General features: G+C 36.7%; 19 protein-coding genes. 17 read left to right on the forward strand and 2 right to left on the reverse strand.

Going from position 1 to position 19170, the window contains the following annotated elements; translation table 11 throughout:
* Positions 1-120: 120 nt before the first annotated feature.
* From EL194_RS05780 to EL194_RS05800, 5 genes are all read left to right on the forward strand, one after another.
* Positions 121-513, forward strand: coding sequence for an Hsp20/alpha crystallin family protein (locus tag EL194_RS05780; protein WP_003773048.1), 393 nt, complete (start codon positions 121-123; stop codon positions 511-513).
* A gap of 98 nt (positions 514-611) precedes the next feature.
* Positions 612-1937, forward strand: coding sequence for a CCA tRNA nucleotidyltransferase (locus EL194_RS05785; RefSeq protein ID WP_034886594.1), 1326 nt, complete (start codon positions 612-614; stop codon positions 1935-1937).
* Positions 1934-2635, forward strand: coding sequence for an ABC transporter ATP-binding protein (locus EL194_RS05790; RefSeq protein WP_003773052.1), 702 nt, complete (start codon positions 1934-1936; stop codon positions 2633-2635). The genes EL194_RS05785 and EL194_RS05790 overlap by 4 nt, the downstream gene beginning before the upstream one ends.
* Positions 2629-5646 carry an ABC transporter permease gene (locus EL194_RS05795; protein WP_003773053.1) on the forward strand — a complete coding sequence of 1006 codons (3018 nt, stop codon included), beginning with the start codon at positions 2629-2631 and terminating at the stop codon, positions 5644-5646. The genes EL194_RS05790 and EL194_RS05795 overlap by 7 nt, the downstream gene beginning before the upstream one ends.
* Positions 5647-5881: 235 nt before the next feature.
* Positions 5882-7210, forward strand: coding sequence for a hemolysin family protein (locus EL194_RS05800; RefSeq protein WP_003773054.1), 1329 nt, complete (start codon positions 5882-5884; stop codon positions 7208-7210).
* On the opposite strand, the gene EL194_RS05805 is transcribed toward EL194_RS05800, so the two are convergent.
* Positions 7207-7632: an RrF2 family transcriptional regulator gene (locus EL194_RS05805; RefSeq protein ID WP_003773057.1), complete on the reverse strand. Its 426-nt coding sequence runs from the start codon at positions 7630-7632 to the stop codon at positions 7207-7209. The two genes, EL194_RS05800 and EL194_RS05805, sit on opposite strands and share 4 nt — an antisense overlap.
* Before the next feature lie 133 nt (positions 7633-7765).
* Here EL194_RS05805 and cysK point away from each other — a divergent pair, with 133 nt between their 5' ends.
* The 12 genes from cysK (at position 7766) to holA (ending at position 18829) form a co-directional block, all read left to right on the forward strand.
* Positions 7766-8695 (forward strand): cysteine synthase A, encoded by a 930-nt coding sequence (cysK, locus tag EL194_RS05810; protein WP_003773059.1) that lies wholly within the window; start codon positions 7766-7768, stop codon positions 8693-8695.
* Positions 8696-8884: 189 nt separating this feature from the next.
* On the forward strand, positions 8885-9505 hold the full coding sequence (locus tag EL194_RS05815) for a TrkA C-terminal domain-containing protein (RefSeq protein WP_013852690.1): 621 nt from the start codon (positions 8885-8887) through the stop codon (positions 9503-9505).
* A 255-nt stretch (positions 9506-9760) separates the two neighbouring features.
* Positions 9761-12370: an alanine--tRNA ligase gene (alaS, locus tag EL194_RS05820; RefSeq protein ID WP_003773062.1), complete on the forward strand. Its 2610-nt coding sequence runs from the start codon at positions 9761-9763 to the stop codon at positions 12368-12370.
* A gap of 55 nt (positions 12371-12425) precedes the next feature.
* The gene (locus tag EL194_RS05825) at positions 12426-12686 is read left to right on the forward strand and encodes an IreB family regulatory phosphoprotein (RefSeq protein WP_003773065.1); all 261 of its coding nucleotides are present in this window, start codon (positions 12426-12428) and stop codon (positions 12684-12686) included.
* Positions 12687-13121: a Holliday junction resolvase RuvX gene (gene ruvX / locus EL194_RS05830; RefSeq protein WP_003773066.1), complete on the forward strand. Its 435-nt coding sequence runs from the start codon at positions 12687-12689 to the stop codon at positions 13119-13121.
* Between the two features lies 1 nt (position 13122).
* On the forward strand, positions 13123-13464 hold the full coding sequence (locus EL194_RS05835) for a DUF1292 domain-containing protein (protein WP_003773068.1): 342 nt from the start codon (positions 13123-13125) through the stop codon (positions 13462-13464).
* On the forward strand, positions 13448-14530 hold the full coding sequence (gene mltG / locus EL194_RS05840) for an endolytic transglycosylase MltG (protein ID WP_003773070.1): 1083 nt from the start codon (positions 13448-13450) through the stop codon (positions 14528-14530). Before EL194_RS05835 ends, mltG begins: the two co-directional genes overlap by 17 nt.
* A gap of 16 nt (positions 14531-14546) precedes the next feature.
* Positions 14547-15176 carry a uridine kinase gene (udk, locus tag EL194_RS05845; protein WP_003773072.1) on the forward strand — a complete coding sequence of 210 codons (630 nt, stop codon included), beginning with the start codon at positions 14547-14549 and terminating at the stop codon, positions 15174-15176.
* A gap of 23 nt (positions 15177-15199) precedes the next feature.
* Positions 15200-15670: a transcription elongation factor GreA gene (gene greA / locus EL194_RS05850; protein ID WP_003773073.1), complete on the forward strand. Its 471-nt coding sequence runs from the start codon at positions 15200-15202 to the stop codon at positions 15668-15670.
* 65 nt (positions 15671-15735) lie between these two features.
* Entirely contained in the window at positions 15736-16179 is a 444-nt protein-coding gene (locus tag EL194_RS05855; protein ID WP_003773074.1) for a ComEA family DNA-binding protein, read from the forward strand.
* A 137-nt stretch (positions 16180-16316) separates the two neighbouring features.
* Positions 16317-17897, forward strand: a complete 1581-nt coding sequence (locus EL194_RS05860; RefSeq protein ID WP_232012987.1) for a ComEC/Rec2 family competence protein — start codon at positions 16317-16319, stop codon at positions 17895-17897.
* Positions 17894-18829, forward strand: coding sequence for a DNA polymerase III subunit delta (gene holA, locus EL194_RS05865; RefSeq protein ID WP_003773078.1), 936 nt, complete (start codon positions 17894-17896; stop codon positions 18827-18829). The genes EL194_RS05860 and holA overlap by 4 nt, the downstream gene beginning before the upstream one ends.
* Before the next feature lie 23 nt (positions 18830-18852).
* Here the strand turns inward: holA and rpsT are convergent, their stop codons facing one another.
* Positions 18853-19116 (reverse strand): 30S ribosomal protein S20, encoded by a 264-nt coding sequence (rpsT, locus tag EL194_RS05870; protein WP_003773080.1) that lies wholly within the window; start codon positions 19114-19116, stop codon positions 18853-18855.
* Positions 19117-19170: the final 54 nt, after the last annotated feature.

Here is a 19170-nt window from a genome sequence, read left to right on the forward strand (position 1 = left end):
AGAAAGGTTAGCCTAATTGTCATTCATTAGCACTCTTGTATTGACAGTGCTAATTAATGTGATATACTAAAGGTGTAATAGCACTCTATGTGGGCGAGTGCTAAAATAGGAGGTAATTATATGAAACAAACAGTAAGACCGACAACACTTTTAGAAAGCTTGTTTGGTGATGATTTTATGAATAACGCAGGTTATGGAACCGGTGTTGATATCTATCGTGAAGAAGGAAGTTATTTCGTAGAAATTGAAATGCCAGGATTTGAAAAGGAAGATATTGATATTGAATTTAGTGGTGATATCTTATCCATTCAAGCAACGCGTCGCGAATCAGAAGAAAAAGACGAAAAAAATTACTTCTATCGATCACGCAATCAAAAAAACATTAAACGTCAAATTCGCTTTGCGGAAGTTGATGCGAACGCAATTGATGCAAGCTACCAACAAGGTGTACTCCAAATTACACTTCCAACAAAAGTTGAAGAACACAACTCCAGTAAGATTCGTGTTCAGTAGAAAAGAGGAGAAATCCTCTTTTTTTGATTTGTTAATTTTTGGTGAACAATGCTCACCTTTGAACGAAGGGTGTTATAATTTAAGTGGAGTTGATGCAAATGATCGAATTATCAAAAAATATTGAAATTGTTATGATGGAGCTTACCAACCGTGGATTTGAAGTTTTTGTTGTTGGTGGTTTTGTTCGTGATGCTTTAATGGGACATCGATCCTTTGATATAGACTTATGTACCAATGCCTTACCGGAACAACTTTTAAAAATTTATAAAAAATATTCAATTGAATCAAATGGACATGATTACGGCATTAAGTTTATGTCGGGTGAAGAACATTTTGAAATTTCAACAATGCGGCTTGAAGGGGATTATGAGGATGGAAGACGTCCATCACGCGTAGAATTTATTAATCATCTTTTCGATGATTCAAAGCGTCGTGATTTCACGGTTAACGCTCTTTATTATCATCCACGTCATGGACTCATAGATTACTATGATGGCGTTAAGGATTTACAAAACCACACACTCCGTGTTATTGGGGATCCTAAAGTTCGTTTTAAAGAGGATGTTTTACGTATTGCGCGTCTTTATCGCTTTAAATCGGAGCTCGGTTTTGACATTGATGCGGAAACACTCTATGTGGTGCAAACACAGATAGAGTCACTCCAACGTTTAAAACTAGTACAAATATATCCAGAACTTTCACGTTATTTGCTGGGTCCATATTTTTTAGAGACAAGCCTTCTTTGTCCTGAATTTTTAATGACACTCTTTCCACCGCTCAAGGAAACACTTGGGTTTGATCAGCATAATCCATTCCATGAATACTCGCTTTACGAGCATACCATTCGTACAATGCAAGGAATTCCAAATCGTGTTGATTTGAAATTGGTTGCGTTGTTTCATGATTTAGGCAAAAGTAACGTGCAAACTGTAGATGATCAAGGTATTGCACACTATCCGGGTCATGCGCAAGCAAGCTGTATTATAGCGCGTCCTTTTTTTGAAGCATTGCAATTCTCAATAAAGAAGATCGCGTACTTAGAGAAATTGATTCTTGAACATGATTTAAAATTACAACCGGTATCCGCGCAACTCCAACAACTCATCCGAGTTCATGGAATTGAGTGGGTTGAGGACTTAATGGCAGTAAAGCGTGCTGATAACTTAGCTAAAGGTTCGCGAGCACAGTATCAGCTACAACGATGTACGCATATAAGTCAAATTATCCAAGAAATTAGAGATCAAAAACGTCCTACATCCATTCGTGATCTTGTGATCACGGCGTCGGACTTAAAAAAATTAGGTATTGAAGGAAAAACAATTAATAAGTATTTAAATATGTGCTTGGATCGTGTTATTGAAGGAACGCTTCCAAATACGCATGAATCACTGTTGAATTGTATTAAGGAGGTAAATGAAGAATGAGTTATATTGAAGTTAAAGATATTACAAAAGTATACAAAGTTGGAAACGTTGAAATCTCAGCATGTGCAGGGGTGGATTTTTCAATTAATAAAGGTGAGTTCATCGTCATTGTTGGACCATCGGGAGCAGGTAAAACAACTGTAATGAATATTATTGGTGGTATGGATACCCCCACTTCTGGAAGTGTTACCATCGATGGTAAGGCAATTACGGGTATGAGTGATTGCGAAATGACGGCTTATCGACGTGATGATGTCGGTTTTGTTTTCCAATCGTATAACTTAATTCCAAATCTTACCGCTTTGGAGAATGTGGAACTAGCGACCCAAATATGTAAAGATGCTAAGAATCCTCAAATAATTTTAGAACAAGTGGGTCTTGATAAACGTATGGGGAATTTTCCAGCGCAAATGTCAGGTGGCGAACAACAACGTGTCGCGATTGCACGGGCAATAGCCAAGAATCCAAAGTTATTACTTTGTGATGAACCTACAGGAGCATTGGATACTGAAACCGGTCAACAAGTACTTCGTGTGCTTCGTGATTGCTCCGATATCTATAATATGACGGTTGTGATTATTACCCATAATCAAACCATTACACAAATTGCAGACCGTGTTATTGAAATTAAAAACGGTAAAGTTGAACGAAATTGGGCTAATGACCATGTGAAGTCGGTGGATGACATCTCATGGTAAAAGATATCCTACGCGAAATTAAGGCCAAATGGTTTCAGTTTGTTGCGATCCTTATAATTACCGCGTTGGGGGTTGGTTTTTTTGTTGGGATTCGTGTAACGGGATATGACATGCGTGCTACAGGGGATCGATACATGAAAGAAAGCGAAGTGATGGATTTAGAATACCGTCACAGTCTTGGTATTGATCAAGCGATGTTGGAACAGCTCAGTGATATTGTGGATGGGGATGCAGTCGGTGTTTATGATGGTGATGCATTCATTGGACTGCGTGATGTTGATGGTGTCATGAAGGTTATTGAAATTAATCAACAAACCGAAAAAGATATTACCCTTGTGGATGGACGCATGCCAACTCAAAAAAATGAAGTAGTGGTTGATAAGGTGCTCCATGAACATCGAGGTTTTGAACTTGGGGATACTTTAAAGTTAAAGAAAAATGATGTATTTAAGCCAGCAAATCTAAAAATAGTAGGGTTTGCGGAATCCAGTTTGTATATGAACCTTGAACGGGGTCAAAGTAAGATAGGATCCGGAAACGTACTCGGGTTTATGTATGGTCTTGATTTGGATAAAGAAATTGACGTGTTCACCAGTGCACGCTTTGTCTTTGGTGAAGATGTTGATATTGAAGCACAAAAAGACCGTATCAAAGAGCAAGAAGCAGCAATCTCATCACAACGTTTTGATCGTGCTTCAAAGCCGGACGCGGAAAAACTTCAAGATGCACAGAAAGAATTAGATCAAAAACGTCTTGAAGCAGATCAAGAATTTGCGAAAGGTGCTCAAACACTAACGCAAACAAGACTGCAACTTCAAGATGCACATGAAGAACTTGAAAACGGCATTCTTGAACTATCATCTCAACCGGGGCCGGGAGATTTACAAACCAAACTTGATAGCGCAGTGCGTCGTTTTGCTCAAACTGTAGGTGAACGTGAAAACATTCTAAAAGGCTATGAAGCAGAACTGACCAAAGGACAAGAACAATATAACTCAGGACTCGCTGCTCTTGAGGCTAAACGCGCAGAAATCGATGCGTTAAAGGAAAATGTCGACACCCTTCCAGAACCTCAAAAAACAGAGGCATTAAAAGCGATAGCAACTTTTGAAAAAACAGAAGCGACTCTTATTGATTCAAAAGCAGAACTTGATAAAAATGAGGCAGAGATTAAGGCTGGATTTGAAAGTTTAGAGCAAGGGAAGGCGAAATTTAAAGAAGGACAAACGCGGATTCAAAAAGGAATCCAAGAATATAATCTAGGACTAAAAAGTTTAACCGAAGCAGAACGGGACTTTGATCTGAAAAAGTCGGATGTATATGGTCAAATTGAATCCGGTCAAAAAACAATCGATGAAGGTTTAAAAGAACTTGAAGAAGCAGATCATGGAAAACTCTACTTGCTTGATCGAGAAGATGTACTTATCGGATATCGCGAGTTTTACCAAGACAGTGATCGTATTGAAGCGATTGGTCAAGTTTTCCCACTCATCTTCTTTGGTGTTGCGATTCTTGTGACACTTAGTACTGTGACGCGTATGGTCGATGAATCACGTATGCAGATGGGGGTTTATAAGGCTCTTGGGTATTCCTGGCTAGCATCAGCAATGAAGTTTGTTGGATTTACAGGACTTGCATGGGTTTTAGGCTCGATCCTTGGCTTAATCATGGGATTCTATATGATTCCAACCCTTATTTATAATGCATATCGCATTATGTATTTAACACCGGAACTTGAAAGTGGCTTTGTATGGAGTTATGCAGCAGTTCCACTTCTCATTAGTTTTGTATCCAGTGTTGGTGTTGCAATGGTTAAATCAATGTCTGTGAGCCGGGAAAAGGCTGCCAACTTGCTTCGTCCACCACTTCCCAAAAGTGGTCAACGCATTCTTCTTGAACGGATACCCATGTTTTGGGATCGACTCAATTTTCTATATAAAGTAAGTCTACGAAATCTATTTAGAAACAAAACACGATTTGCGATGACTGTTGTTGGAATTGGCGGATGTTGTGGTCTTCTTATTACAGGATTTGGTATTAAGCATTCAATCTACTCAATTGTCGATAAACAATTTGATGAAGTTGTTCAATATGACGGAATGGTTCTCTATGATCAAGATATTTCTACTGAGAATATAACTGTTACTGAGTCAATTCATATTGCAACAGAAGCAGCAAAAGTCGATGATTTAGATGTAACACTTTATGTTGCGGAAGATTTTAAAGCTTTACCGAATTTTATACAGTTAAAAGATCGTCATACAAAAGAACCAATTTCTGTAGAAAAAGATCCGATCGTGATTACTGAAAAACTATCAATCTTAAAAAATGTGGATGTTGGCGATGTTCTCACATTCAAAGTGAATGAACACGAATATGAATTTGAAATTGGTGGGATATCAGAGAACTATGTTGCCCATTATATCTTTATGAGTGAAGCGCAACATCAAGCCATAACCGGAAAAAAATTACCTGAAAACATGTATCTCTTTAATACACCGGATGATCATGATCACGTAGCAGAACAATTACTCAGTCAAGATTCTGTATTTAACGTAAGTTTCTTAGGGGATATGCGCGAATCGTACCAAGACATGATGGGGAATTTTGATATTGTTATTTATGTGATTGTCGGTGCTGCATTTGCATTGGAAGTGATTGTACTTCTTAACCTTATTACCATGAACATTAGTGAACGGTATAAAGAGCTTGCGACGTTAAAAGTTCTTGGTTTCTATCCTAAAGAACTTGCTACATATATCCTACGTGAAAATATAATTCTTACCTTAATCAGTCTTATATTTGGCGTTGGTTTTGGATATTTCCTCCATCAATTTGTTGTGGTACAAGCAGAACTGGATGCAATCATGTTTAATCGAGAGTTGTTACCGATGAGTATTGTAATGGCAATTGTCTTAACATTTGCACTTTCAATTGTGATCAATGTTCTCATGGCCCGCCGTGCTAACAATGTTAATATGAGCGAAGCATTGAAGACATTTGATGATTAAAATTCAAAAAGAGGCGTATGCCTCTTTTCCATAGTTTGTCGTTTCACTTTAAAATTATGATATAATAATAAATAATATCGTTTGATCGATAATGCCTCAGTATTGACAATTGAGGAGGTAGTTTGTAGAATTACTGTTATAGAAAATTTGGAGGATTGTTTGTGGAAAACAGTGACCAGGATAGTTATCCTAAAAGGAATCAAAAATACAGTGTAATTATAGGGGGGGTTCAATAATGTTTGTACAAGTCATAACCCTATTGTTTTTAGTACTCTTAAATGCCTTTTTTGCCGGAAGTGAATTAGCGTTTGTTTCAATTAATAATAACAAACTTAAAAGTATGGCAGAAGAAGGACACAAGAAAGCGCAACGTGTATTGGAATTAAAAGCTGTTCCGAACCGTTTCTTGTCAACCATTCAAATTGGTGTATCATTGGCAAGTATTTTATCGGGGGCATTTGCTTCGGAAGCGTTTGCGCAAGTTCTTACAGATTGGGTCGTACAAAATGGTTGGATGGCAGCTTCAGTTATGAAGCCAATTTCGATGATTTTGATTACACTGTTGACGTCATATTTAATGCTTGTTTTTGGGGAACTTGTTCCAAAGCGCATTGCGATGACCAGTCCAGAAAAATTTGCTTTTTTTGTAGTTTATCCAATTTCAGCCTTAGCAGTGTTTACGAAACCCTTAGTCAAAGTATTGTCGGTATCGACGAATCTTGTACTGAGAATTATTGGAATTGATCCCGATAAAGCTGAAGATGAAGTGACAGAAGAGGAAATCCGAATCATGGTTGATGCGGGTGAAATTGATGTCACAGAAAAAGAAATGATTAATAATATATTTGAATTTGATAATCTTGATGTAGCGGATATCATGACCCACCGTACAGAAGTTGTCGGTATTGATGTATCCAGTTCTTTTGCGGACATTATGGAACTTGTTGATGAAGAACGTTATACACGTTATCCAGTTTATGAAGATAGTATTGATAACATTATCGGTTTAATTCATCTGCGTGATTTATTGCGTTATGTTAAAGATCATCGTGATGATGAAGTGTTTGAGATTAAAAAAATCATTCGCGAACCGTATTATGTTCCTGATTCAAAACGTACGGATGAACTATTTAGAGAATTACAAAATAGTAAGATGCACTTTGCAGTCGTGATTGATGAGTACGGTGGTACCGCTGGTATTGTAACAATGGAAGATCTTATTGAAGAAATTATGGGAAACATTATGGATGAGTACGATGAAGAAGAGGAGCAAGAGATTGTTGCTGTGAATTTGGATGAGTATTTAGTTGATGGTGCTTGTGATATTGAAGATCTAGAAGATGTTATCAATATAAACCTTCCGGTTGAAGATTATGATACCGTCAGTGGTTTTGTCGTCGGTCAAATTGGACGTCTACCTACTGAAGAGGATGTACGTGAAGATTTATCAGATGTCATTTACCATGGGTATCGTTTCTCTATTATGGAACTTGATGAAAAAGTTATCGCACGAGTTCGTGTAACAAAAGAAAAGGAAGTCGATCTCGACTCCCTTGAAGATTAGATATAATACATATTACCGTCGCCGGATTCATTTTTAATGAGTTCGGCGATTTCTTTTAATTTAATACCTTTTAAAGTTTCTCGAAGTGCTGCATCAATCGGCGTATATAAATGAGTACACAATGCAGCATTAATGATAGAGTCATCCGTAGATGCTGGTGTTTTTTCAAAAAGTGATGGCTCTAAAGCGTTCAGTATGTTAAACATATTACATTCTTTGGATTTTAAATAATAGCCTCCCGCAGGACCTTTAACTGCGTCAACGAGATTGGCTTGTTTTAAGCTGGAAAAAACTTGTTCAAGATAAATTTTAGAAATATTTAGATGCTCAGCGATGTTCACAAGTGTTGTAAGTTCTTGATCGTTGATGTGCATATAAGTCATCGCGGCGATGCCGTAACGTGTTCGTGCGGATAATTTCATGTCATCACTCCTTATTACCTATAATGTTATGTCTTTTAGTATGTAATGTCAATGAAACTCAAAGAGTGTTTGAATTGACACGAGTACAATTCGTTGTATAATACATATATAACATATAGGTAAAGGTGATAATATGAAAACATATAAAAATATAACAGAATTAATCGGTCGTACTCCCCTTGTGGAATTGAATAATATCTCAAAAGAAGCGGGACTTAAAAATCCGATTCTTGCGAAAGTAGAGTTTTTTAATCCAGGTGGTAGTGTTAAAGATCGTATTGCATTCGCAATGTTAACTGAAGCACGCAAGCAAGGTCTAGTTAATGATGATACAGTCATTATCGAACCTACAAGTGGTAACACTGGGATTGGTCTTGCATCAATTGGTGCATCAATGGGACTTAAAGTAATCTTAACAATGCCTGAAACGATGAGTGTTGAACGTCGTAATTTATTAAAAGCTTATGGTGCCGAATTGATTCTTACAGATGGTGCTTCTGGCATGAAGGGAGCCATTGCTAAGGCTGAGGAACTTGCGAAAGAATATGAGAATTCATTTATTCCATCACAATTTGATAACAACGCTAATGTTCAAGCACATTACACAACTACAGGTCCAGAAATTTATGCAGATACAGATGGCCAAGTTGATATCTTTATTGCTGGTATTGGTACCGGTGGAACCATTACAGGTACCGGTATGTATTTAAAAGAAAAAAATCCAAATGTTCAAGTTATTACAGTTGAACCTGAAAACTCAGCAGTTCTTTCGGGAGAAAAACCTGGACCACATAAACTTCAAGGTTTAGGTGCTGGTTTTGTTCCTTCAATTCTTCAAACGGATATCTATGAGGAAATTGTTCGAATTACGGACTCAGAAGCATTTGTTGTCGGTCGTCAGTTAGCTCAAGAAGAAGGTTTACTTGTTGGTGTATCTTCAGGCGCTGCGGTTGCAGCTGCGGTTAAGGTCGCAAAACGTCCTGAAAATGAAGGGAAGACGATTGTTGTTGTTCTTCCAGATACTGGTGAACGTTACTTATCAACACCAATGTTTAACGAGTAAGCGAAGTCTTAAACTGAAATTATAAATTCAATGCATTATGATATAGAGTGAACTTTAAATCAAAAGGTATTCCCTTACGCAAAGGAAATACCTTTTTTAGTTATAGTGTAAGGTTAAGGTAGTGTTTTTTATTTAAACATAGAGAATCTATGGTAATATTTAAGATATAGGGTGAATGCGAGGTTAGAGATGATGACAAAGAAAAAACAAGCACGATATCAACAAATAGCACTTGATATTGCGGCGCGAATTGCACGTAATGATTTAAGAGAAGGTGAACGAATTTCAGGTCGTTCTATTTTATCCAGCGAATACGGTGTTTCTCCAGAAACAATTCGTAGAGCGATGAGTCTTCTTGAAGAGGTTGAAGTGGTGCATGTCGCAAATAATTATGGTGTTATCATTGGATCAAAAGAAGCAGCGATTGCTTATTTAGATTCATTTTCCTCGGTTACAGATGTTACTCAACTTAAGCACAGGCTTAATGCATTGATGGATAAACGTCATGAAATTGATGAAGAAATCAGAACGATCATCAGTCAAATTGTGGATTTATCAGGTCGATTCTCATTTTCTGACCCGTTAAAACGCTTTGAGTTTACATTGCACTCGGGCTCGAAATTAATTGGTCAAACAATTGGAAGTTCTGCGTTTTACCAGACTACTAAGATGACAATTATTGCATTGAACCGTCAAGGTACGATGATTTTATCTCCAGGACCGGATGCAATTTTTGAAGAAAATGATGTTCTGGTGGTAGTAGGGCATGTAGCGGATGTTGTTAAGGTAGAAATGTTAGTTCAAGGCTAGTCAAATAAAGTGTGATGTGGTAAGATTATCTTGAAAAATCGTACTAAAGATATATTGATTTTGATGGAACTTTTAGAGACAAGTTGGTTGGTGAAAAACTTGAGTTACACGAAATCGATGCTCCTTTAGAAGATGAGGAAACTCCGTATTGTTTGCGTTAAAAACAGGAGAGATGTATACACTTGTATAAATCAGGATGGTACCGCGTGAAAACGTTCCTGGATGGAATGTTTTTTTTATGTTTAGGAGGAAGTTATGAAGCAACTTACAAGTAGTGAAATAAGAACAATGTTCTTGGATTATTTTAAAGCACAAGATCATATGATTGAACCGGGTGCGCCCCTTGTTCCAATTGATGATGATACCCTTTTATGGATAAATTCGGGTGTTGCAGCGTTAAAGAAATATTTTGATGGGCGCGTTAAACCGAAGAAACCACGTATTGCGAATGTTCAAAAATCATTACGTACAAATGATATCGATAATGTTGGAAAGACTGCACGTCACCATACATTTTTTGAAATGCTCGGAAATTTCTCAATTGGAGATTATTTTAAAGAGGAAGCCATTGGTTTTGCATATGAGTTTTTATTTTCAAGTGAATGGCTTGATTTGGATGTAAATAAAGCATATTTTAGCGTTCATACGGATGACCAAGAAGCCTTTGATATTTGGGTTAATAAATATAATGTCAGCCCATCACGTATTTTACGTACTGATGATAACTTCTGGCAAATTGGTGATGGACCTTGTGGTCCAAACTCAGAAATTTTTTATGACCGTGGTGAGAAGTATGATCCAGAGCATATTGGAGAACGTCTATTCTTTGAAGATCTTGAAAATGACCGTTATGTTGAAGTATGGAATATCGTCTTTTCTCAATTTGATGGTGTTGAAGGTGGCGACATTCATACGTTTAAAGAGCTTCCACAAAAAAATATTGATACGGGAATGGGTTTTGAACGTTTAGTAAGTATTGTTCAAGATGGTGATACAAACTTTGATACTGATTTATTCATTCCAATCATTCAAGCAATTGAGGCTTTAACACCTATGAAATATCAAGACAATGTTATGGCATATCGTGTTATTTCAGATCATATTCGTTCACTTGTCTTTACACTAGCGGATGGAGCTGTGTTCTCAAATGAAGGTCGTGGTTATGTTTTACGTCGTATTCTACGTCGTGCTGTACGTTTTGGTAAGGTTCTTGAAATTGAAGGAACATTCCTACATGGATTGGTAGATGATGTGATTGCGGTAATGGGTGATTCATATCCAAACCTTGCTGAACATCGCGATATGATTGTGAAATTGATTTTGAGTGAAGAAGAACGTTTTGCGAAGACTTTAGCAGGTGGAGAAAAGTTACTCCTTGATACAATCGAAGCAAATCAAGAAGCGGTGATTACAGGGGATGTGGCCTTTAAACTTTATGATACATATGGTTTCCCTATTGAATTAACACAAGAAATCGCTGAAGAACATCATGTTACGGTTGATCTTGATGGCTTTAAAGCATCACTTGAAGAACAAAAAGAACGAGCACGTAGCAGTCGCCAAAAAGTAGAATCAATGGGTTCACAACAAGAAGACCTCTTAAATTTCAAAGAAAACAGTGAATTTATTTACGACGTTTTTGAAACACAAGGCCGTGTTGTCGGATTGTTTGTTGATGGAAAACGTGTAGACTCGTTTACAGGTAAAGGTCACGTTGTATTTGATAAGACATGTTTCTATGCTGAAAGTGGTGGACAAGTAGCCGATACGGGTACAATTGAGTCTGATAGTGCTAAAGGTAAGGTCTTGGATGTCAAGAAAGCGAATGGTGGTCAACCACTTCATTTTGTTGATGTTGATGGAACGATTACGATGGGACAAGTTTTTGATTTGAAAATAGATGCGAAACGTCGTATTTTAATTCGAAAAAATCACTCATGCGTTCACTTGTTACATTCTGCTTTAAAATCGGTAGTAGGGGATCATGTATCTCAAGCAGGTTCTTATGTTGACGATAACTATTTCCGTTTTGACTTCTCACATTTCGAAAAAGTAACGGATGAACAACTTGAAAAAGTTGAACTTATGATAAATCAATGGATTGCAGAATCGCTTCCAATTACTGTTGTTGAGAAACCACTTGAAGAAGCCAAAGCAATGGGAGCAATGGCGTTGTTTTCAGAAAACTACGGATCAGTTGTTCGTGTTGTAACGATGGGTGATGCATCCATGGAATTATGTGGTGGTACTCACGCTCATGGTACAGGAGAAATTGGTGTCTTTAAATTAGTTTCTGAGGAAAGTGTTGGTTCAGGAGTGCGTCGTATTCTTGGGAAAACAAGTTTTGGTGCATACACATCCTACAAAGAAACAGAATTCGAAGTTGACGCGATTCGCACGCAACTTAAGTTATCACCGCAAAAGTCAATCAAAACTAAGATTGAAGAAATGGAAGCAGAAATGAAGCTATTAGAAGGTAAATATAAACTTATGATGGCGGATGTTCTTAAAGCTAAAACTCAAGAATATATTCAAATGGCGGAAGTTGTTGGAAATGACTTAAGTTTTGTATGGATTGACATGGATGATCAAGAAATGAATGTTGTGAAAGAACTTGTTGAGCGAATTCGTGATCATGTGGATATCGTGTTTGTTGCAAATCATAAAGCATCATCAGTGAATTTCGTTGTAGGATGTAGTGATAAGGCAATTAAAGCAGGCGTTAAGGCAGGGGATTTAGCCAAAGAAGCTGCAGTAACAACAGGGGGTAATGGTGGTGGAAAACCTAATTTTGCTCAAGCAGGTGGTAAAGATATCACTAAAATCGAAGATGCCAAATTAGTGATTTCTAACAAAATTGCTTAATAACTTTATCTTTTAGGGTTTATACGATAAAATAAGAATAAAGGATGTGATATAAATGTCGAAACATAATGTGACAGAAACAATGGCTTTCAATTCAGATGAAGTTCGTCGTGATCGAATTAAAGAAATCCTTGCTGAAGTAGAATCAGCACTTGAGGATCGCGGCTATCAATCAGTGAGTCAGATTTCTGGGTATTTGATTTCAAATGACCCAGCATATATTTCTTCACACAATAACGCGCGTGTGAAGATTCAGGAAGTTGAACGTTACGAAATTATTGAAGAGTTAGTGCGTTTTTATCTTAGTGAAAAGTAAATGATTGGTAAGATAATTGGTCTCGATTTAGGGTCGAAAACATGCGGTGTAGCACTATCGGATGGGCTTGGAATGTATGCTCATCCAGTTGAAACATTGTATTATAAAGTCTCAATAGACGAATTAAAGGAACCGTTGGATTCTTTAATAAAAAAAGAGCGCGTTAAAGTTATTGCACTGGGTTTTCCTAAGATGATGAATAATGATGTTGGGGAACGTGCACAAATTTCTGAAGAGTTTAAAAAGACATTGGAGTCTTGGTTTAATTGTGAAGTCGTTCTCATCGATGAACGACTTACAAGTGTGGTTGCAAATCGCCAACTCATTGATCAAGATGTATCACGAAAAAAAAGAAAGAAAGTTGTCGATCAACTTGCGGCTGTTCACATACTACAAACGTACTTGGATAAACGCCGTTTTATGGAGGGAAATTAAAATGGAAGAAAAATCACTTATTGTCATCAATGATGACGGAACTGAACAAGAAATGGATATCTTATTTACATTTGATGACGATACATTTAATAAAAAATATGTCTTATATGTAAGTCCGGAAGATACAACAGGTGAAGTATTTGTTTCAAGTTATGTTGAAGACGGAACTTTGAACGCTGTTACAGATCCTAAAGAATGGGCAATGATTGAAGAAGTATTTAATGCTTTTGTAATCCAACACGATGAATCAAATGAAGAAGGCGCATGTGCTTGTGGTAAAGATCACGAATCGTCTGAAGATCATGAGTGCAGTTGTGGATGTGGGCATGACCACTCACACTAAGAAAATTCTTGGTGGCCTCTTGCTTGTGTGTGTGATTGTTGTTATAGGATTTATGCTTCTATTCAATATCAACACACAAAGCATTAAAAAGGACAGTCAAACTGTTCTTTTTAATGTGAATGAAGGTGACACGATGTCGACGGTTATCGATCGTTTAGCGGATGATGGTATTGTTCGTTCTGCTTTTTTCACTAAAATCAAAGCAAAATTAGGACATCACGATCAACTCTATGAAGGTCAATTTAATCTTGATAAAAGTTGGGATGTCGATCGAATCTTGGAGTATCTCGAAAAACCTTCTTATGAGCATGATAAGACGGGTTCAGTAACCATTACACTTATTGAGGGCAGTTGGGCTAAGGATATCGCAAAGAAAATTGCTTCTGAAACGAATACTACAGCTGAGCGTTTTTTAGAACTATGGAATGATCCCAAATATATTGAATCATTAATGTCTCAATATGAGGTTCTATCAAAAGATTTACTCAAAAATAAAGATGCAAAAGTATTGTTAGAAGGATATCTCTATCCAGATACATATGAGTTTAATGCTAATAATTCTGAGGAAGAAATTACAGAACGACTTATTGCTAACGGTAACGACAAGTATCAAAACTATAAAGATCAAATTGATTCTTTAGGGATGACGCCATATCAACTTTTCAGCTTGGCGTCGATTGTTGAGTATGAAGCACCGGGATATGAAAACATGCAAGATGTTGCAGGTGTATTTATGAATCGATTAAAACAAGGGATGAAACTTGAATCCAGTGTAACGATCTGTTACGCACTTTATGAATTTCAAGATTGGGATGATTGTGAGTCAATGACCAATAATCAAATTGATTCCCCTTATAATACCTATCGTTATGAAGGCATTACTCCAGGACCGATTCTTAATCCTTCACAGTCTGCGATTGAAGCGGTGATTAACTATTCACATCATGACTATTTATTCTTTGTTGCGAATGTTAAGGCAGATAAAAACGATCCAGATTATGGAAAAATATATTATTCAAAAACATTTGAAGAACATGACCAACGTGTCAAAGAGATACTCAATTAAGTATTAGGAGGCTATAATGAGTCCAATTGTTATTGGGATTGCTGGTGGAAGTGCATCCGGTAAATCAAGTATTGCGAAAAAGTTAAAAAAACATTTTGATGAAACACAGAAAGTCGTCATTATTAAAATGGATGACTATTATAAAGATCAAAGCCACTTACCAATGGAAGAACGATTGGCTACCAATTACGATCATCCATTTGCATTTGATATGGATTTACTCGTTTCCGATATGGAGTCTTTAAAATCAGGTGTATCAATTCAAAAGCCTGTATATGATTTTATGAATCATACCCGAAGTCAATATTCGGAAGAAATTCAATGCAATGATGTTATTGTGTTGGAAGGTTTGATGACGTTAGACGACGCTCGTTTACGTGATCTTCTCGATATTAAAGTTTTTGTGGATGCACCGGCAGATATTCGTTTTATTCGACGTCTTGTACGTGATGTCAATAAACGCGGACGTACGTTGGAACACGTTATTGAGCAATATATGTCTACAGTTCGTATTATGCATGAACAGTTCGTAGAACCCTCAAAACGTTATGCTGATATTATTATCCCCGAAGGGGCTCATAACACAGTTGCTATTGATTTACTTACAACTAAAATAAGTAGTATCATTGGTACGAGTGTGTTATAATTTTTATTCAAGGAGTGATGAACATGACAGAAAGAATTCCTGTAACACAGGCTGGTTTAGATGAATTAAATCGTGAACTTCGTCAATTAATCGAAGTAGAACGTCCAGAAGTTATTGAAGATTTAAAAGCAGCACGCGCACAAGGTGACTTGTCTGAAAATGCTGATTACGATGCAGCTCGTGATCGTCAAGCACGTGTCGAAGCTCGTATCCGTGAAATTGAAGCGACTTTAACTAAAGTTGAAATTATTGATGGAGACAAAGCAAAAAAACATAAGACAGTTGGTCTTGGTGCAACGGTTACAATTTATGATATGGAAATGGAAATTGAAGAAACATTTTCAATCGTTGGTTCTGTTGAGGCAGATCCAGAAAATGGTAAACTTTCAAACGTTTCACCACTTGCTCAAGCTATGAACGAAGCTAAAGAAGGCGACGTTGTTGAAGTTCAAGTCGATGAACCTTATGAAGTTAAAGTTCTAAAAATTAACTAAGAAGCGAAAGCTTCTTTTTTTTATGGTTCTAAACTTTGATTGCATAATTAACTAAGGGGTGGTTGATGAAGTTAATTGTGCTGTGTTTCTTCCTTGTAGGTTTTGTTTCCTTAGGATTTATTGGAAGATTAGAATATAAAAAAAAGACAGAAATTACCGTGGAAGTCGATTCGAAATCATATCACGTGTCTGTTGAACATGACGATACGATTCAGAAAATTCTTACACGTGTTGGAATTCAAGTTTCAAGTTTAAAAGAAATACCTGATATAAATTCCTTTTATGAAGGACAAGTGATTCACCTTGAATCAAGAAAACAGTGTATCTCACTTAATACCTCATCGGCCCAAGACCTCACTCAAATCAAAGGGATTGGTCCTCGCAAAGCGGATGCGATTCTAAAATATCGCATTGAACATGAAAAGTTTATAAGCGTTGAAGAACTCTTAAATATTAAAGGCATTGGTCCAAAACTTTTAGATCGGATTAAAGATTTTGTATGTATCTAGTTTACGGAATGCTTTTGGGTACTTTAGTAGAGGCTTTCTACTTAAAAGTGTTGGTGTGTTTTGCCTGGACTGGTTTTCTATTTTACCGTAAGCATTGTTTTCGATATCTGTTTCCATTCTTATTTCTCATTATGATTATGATTCATCAATGTATCATACCAATTGGTGTTGTTGTTTCGATGGACGAGGGTATTTTGTGTCTTAATGCTCTTAATCGAAAATATCGAATTCCTGTAAAATATAAGGGCAGTATTGGTGATGTCCTCTGGGTGTCCGATGAACAGTTACAATCAGGTCATTTCACTAAATTTGGAACACTTCCACTGATGGGTACAATCTATCATGCTATGAGTATAAATCCAAGCATCCAATCCTATTTCTTTAGTCGAAATGAATCTTATTTATCTTTAATTTCTTTTCAGATTCGATCGCTTTCTGAATTTGTCGTAATCATAAAGAAACGGTTTGGTATTCCAATGAAGACGAAGACGATACGAGTTTGTGTGACACTTTGGTATCAATATCTGTTTGGTGTAAATGCTTCAAATCTTAGTATTTTGTTGCGGCAAGTATGTTCTCAGAGAATCACGATGATCCTTTTGATTTTATTATTTCCACAACCACTTAAGAACCCATCATTTGTCATTGTCTATGGACCTCTGTTACTGAGAAATCTGTCCCGCATATTTCAAAACATACCAGAGTGGTTTCTTCGGTCTGTTTTGGTTTTTTATTCCTGTAAACGTTTGGATGTCATAAGTATGGTCTTGACCAAAATTGTAAAACCGATTTTAGGGTTTGTATTGTTTACAATGTATGTACTGATTCTAATTGGTTCACCGTTAGGTCTATATGATTGGTTTTTTTTAATTTGGATGAATGTGAATGCTATATTACAAGACCGATTTACAGTATATGGTCTGCCTCCATTGGTATGTTTATTGTTTTTGTTTCGGGCTAATTCTCACGTTAAATCCGTTGTTAGACTCGTTTTGATTGCGTTTATAACGGTCTATAATCCCTGTTATACCGTAACGTTTATTAATGTAGGTCAAGGGGATAGTATTTTGATACGAACACCGTTTTCGTTCCATACAACATTGATCGACACGGGAAGACCTTCAGCGTATTTTGAGGTGCGACGCGTCTTATCTAATTATGGTATCCGAAACATTGATCAGTTAATTATTACTCATGCAGATCAAGATCATGATGGATTAAGGAATAGAATTCTTGAAGACTATAAGGTCGGTACGGTCATCGACAAAAAGGGAACTCCTCTCAAGGTAGTCTATGAGTTTTTAGAAGATAAGGCCTATGCCTCAAAAAACGATAACAGTATCATATTGGGTTTGAAGATTAAGCATTATGTTTTTTTGTTTATGGGTGATGCATCAAAAGCTCAAGAAAGAGATTTGACGCGATTATATCAATTTGAAGACCCAATATTTCTCATCAAATTGGGTCATCATGGTTCAAAGACTTCGACAGACCCCAGGTTTATTCATGACTTAAAACCAAAGTTTGGGCTTGTAAGTTCAGATCCATCTAAATATGGTCATCCTCATAGAGAAGTAATCGATACCTTAGAGAAATATGAGGTTGAAGTATTAGAGACTTCAAAACTTGGAACCATAGATTTTGTGTTCACACCATTCTTTGATTACTTTGTGTCAAATCGCGGTCACTTTGGTATAATAGGTATGGTGATAAGATGATAGACGTAATCGTAGGAAAAGAACCTTCTCTTGTTAAGAGTAAGGTCGAGAGTATCATAAAAGAATATGAAAATCAGTATGGTGTTTTTGATGTGTCGCATTTTGACACGCGTGATAAAGGATTCGTTTTCGATCACGTTCTTGAAAGTGCTATGACTGTATCGCTTTTTGGTGATAAAAAGGCGGTTGTTTTAAACACACATGACGAATTAATTAAAGAAGTCGAAGCAGCATTAGGTGAGTTGATGTCACAATCAATGTTTGATGTAAGTCTTATTGTAATCTTCGAAAAGAAACCACTGGTCAAATCCGTTATCGGGAAAGCGATTGCGAAGCATGCACGTGTTCATCAAATTAAAGATATGGATGTTGGTCAACTCAGTCTCTTGATGAAGCAAGAAATTGATCGCCTTGATTTCAAAATGTCCAACCCCGCAATGGTCGAACTCTTAGATCGTGTTGGTAATGATGTAGCACGCCTATATCAAGAGTTAAATAAATTGAGTTTAGTGGGTGAAGCAATAGAACAAGAACATGTTCGTAAACTTGTATCTAAAAATATCGATGAAGATATTTTTGCGATTTCAAATGCACTCTTAGAGAAAAATATTAGCAAGGCTTTTTCAGTTTATCAAAATTTGCTTGCGCAAAAAGTAGATCCTCTTGCACTCTTAGGTTTGATTGGAAGCAGCATTCGTAAAATCTACCAAATTAGTGCCCTGTATGAACAAGGGGTTTCAAATAAAGGAATTGCGGATCGTTTGTCACTTTCAGAAAAGCAGGTTTATTATTTGGTTAAACATCAAATGAGACCTTCCTTTGGATTGTTGAGTTTATTAAATCAGCTTGCGCAAATTGATCAAGATGTTAAACAAGGGAAAATTGATCGCTTTGTGGCTTTTGAATTATTTATGTTGGAAGCGATGATATAAAAAAAATAACCTTCGTATGAAGGTTATTTTAATGAATTAAGTTTTAATGATAAATCTGATTTTTTACGTGCAACGTAGTTTTTGTGATGAATATTACTTGTAATCGATTTATCCAACAATGAATTGGATTGATTGAATAGGATTTCTGCCTTTTCTTTGTCGCCCGATTCGATTGCGGAATTAAAGCTGCGTAGTGATGTTTTCAAACTTGAACGTTGGCTCTTGTTTGCAGCTTCCGATTTGCGATTCGTTTTAGTACGTTTTGCATTACTTGCGATAATTGCCATAAATTGCCACCTCCCAGTATAGACTTATTGTAACACGTTTGAAGTTTCTGCTAT

It is taken from the genome of Erysipelothrix rhusiopathiae, assembly GCF_900637845.1.
GTDB lineage: Bacteria > Bacillota_I > Bacilli_A > Erysipelotrichales > Erysipelotrichaceae > Erysipelothrix > Erysipelothrix rhusiopathiae.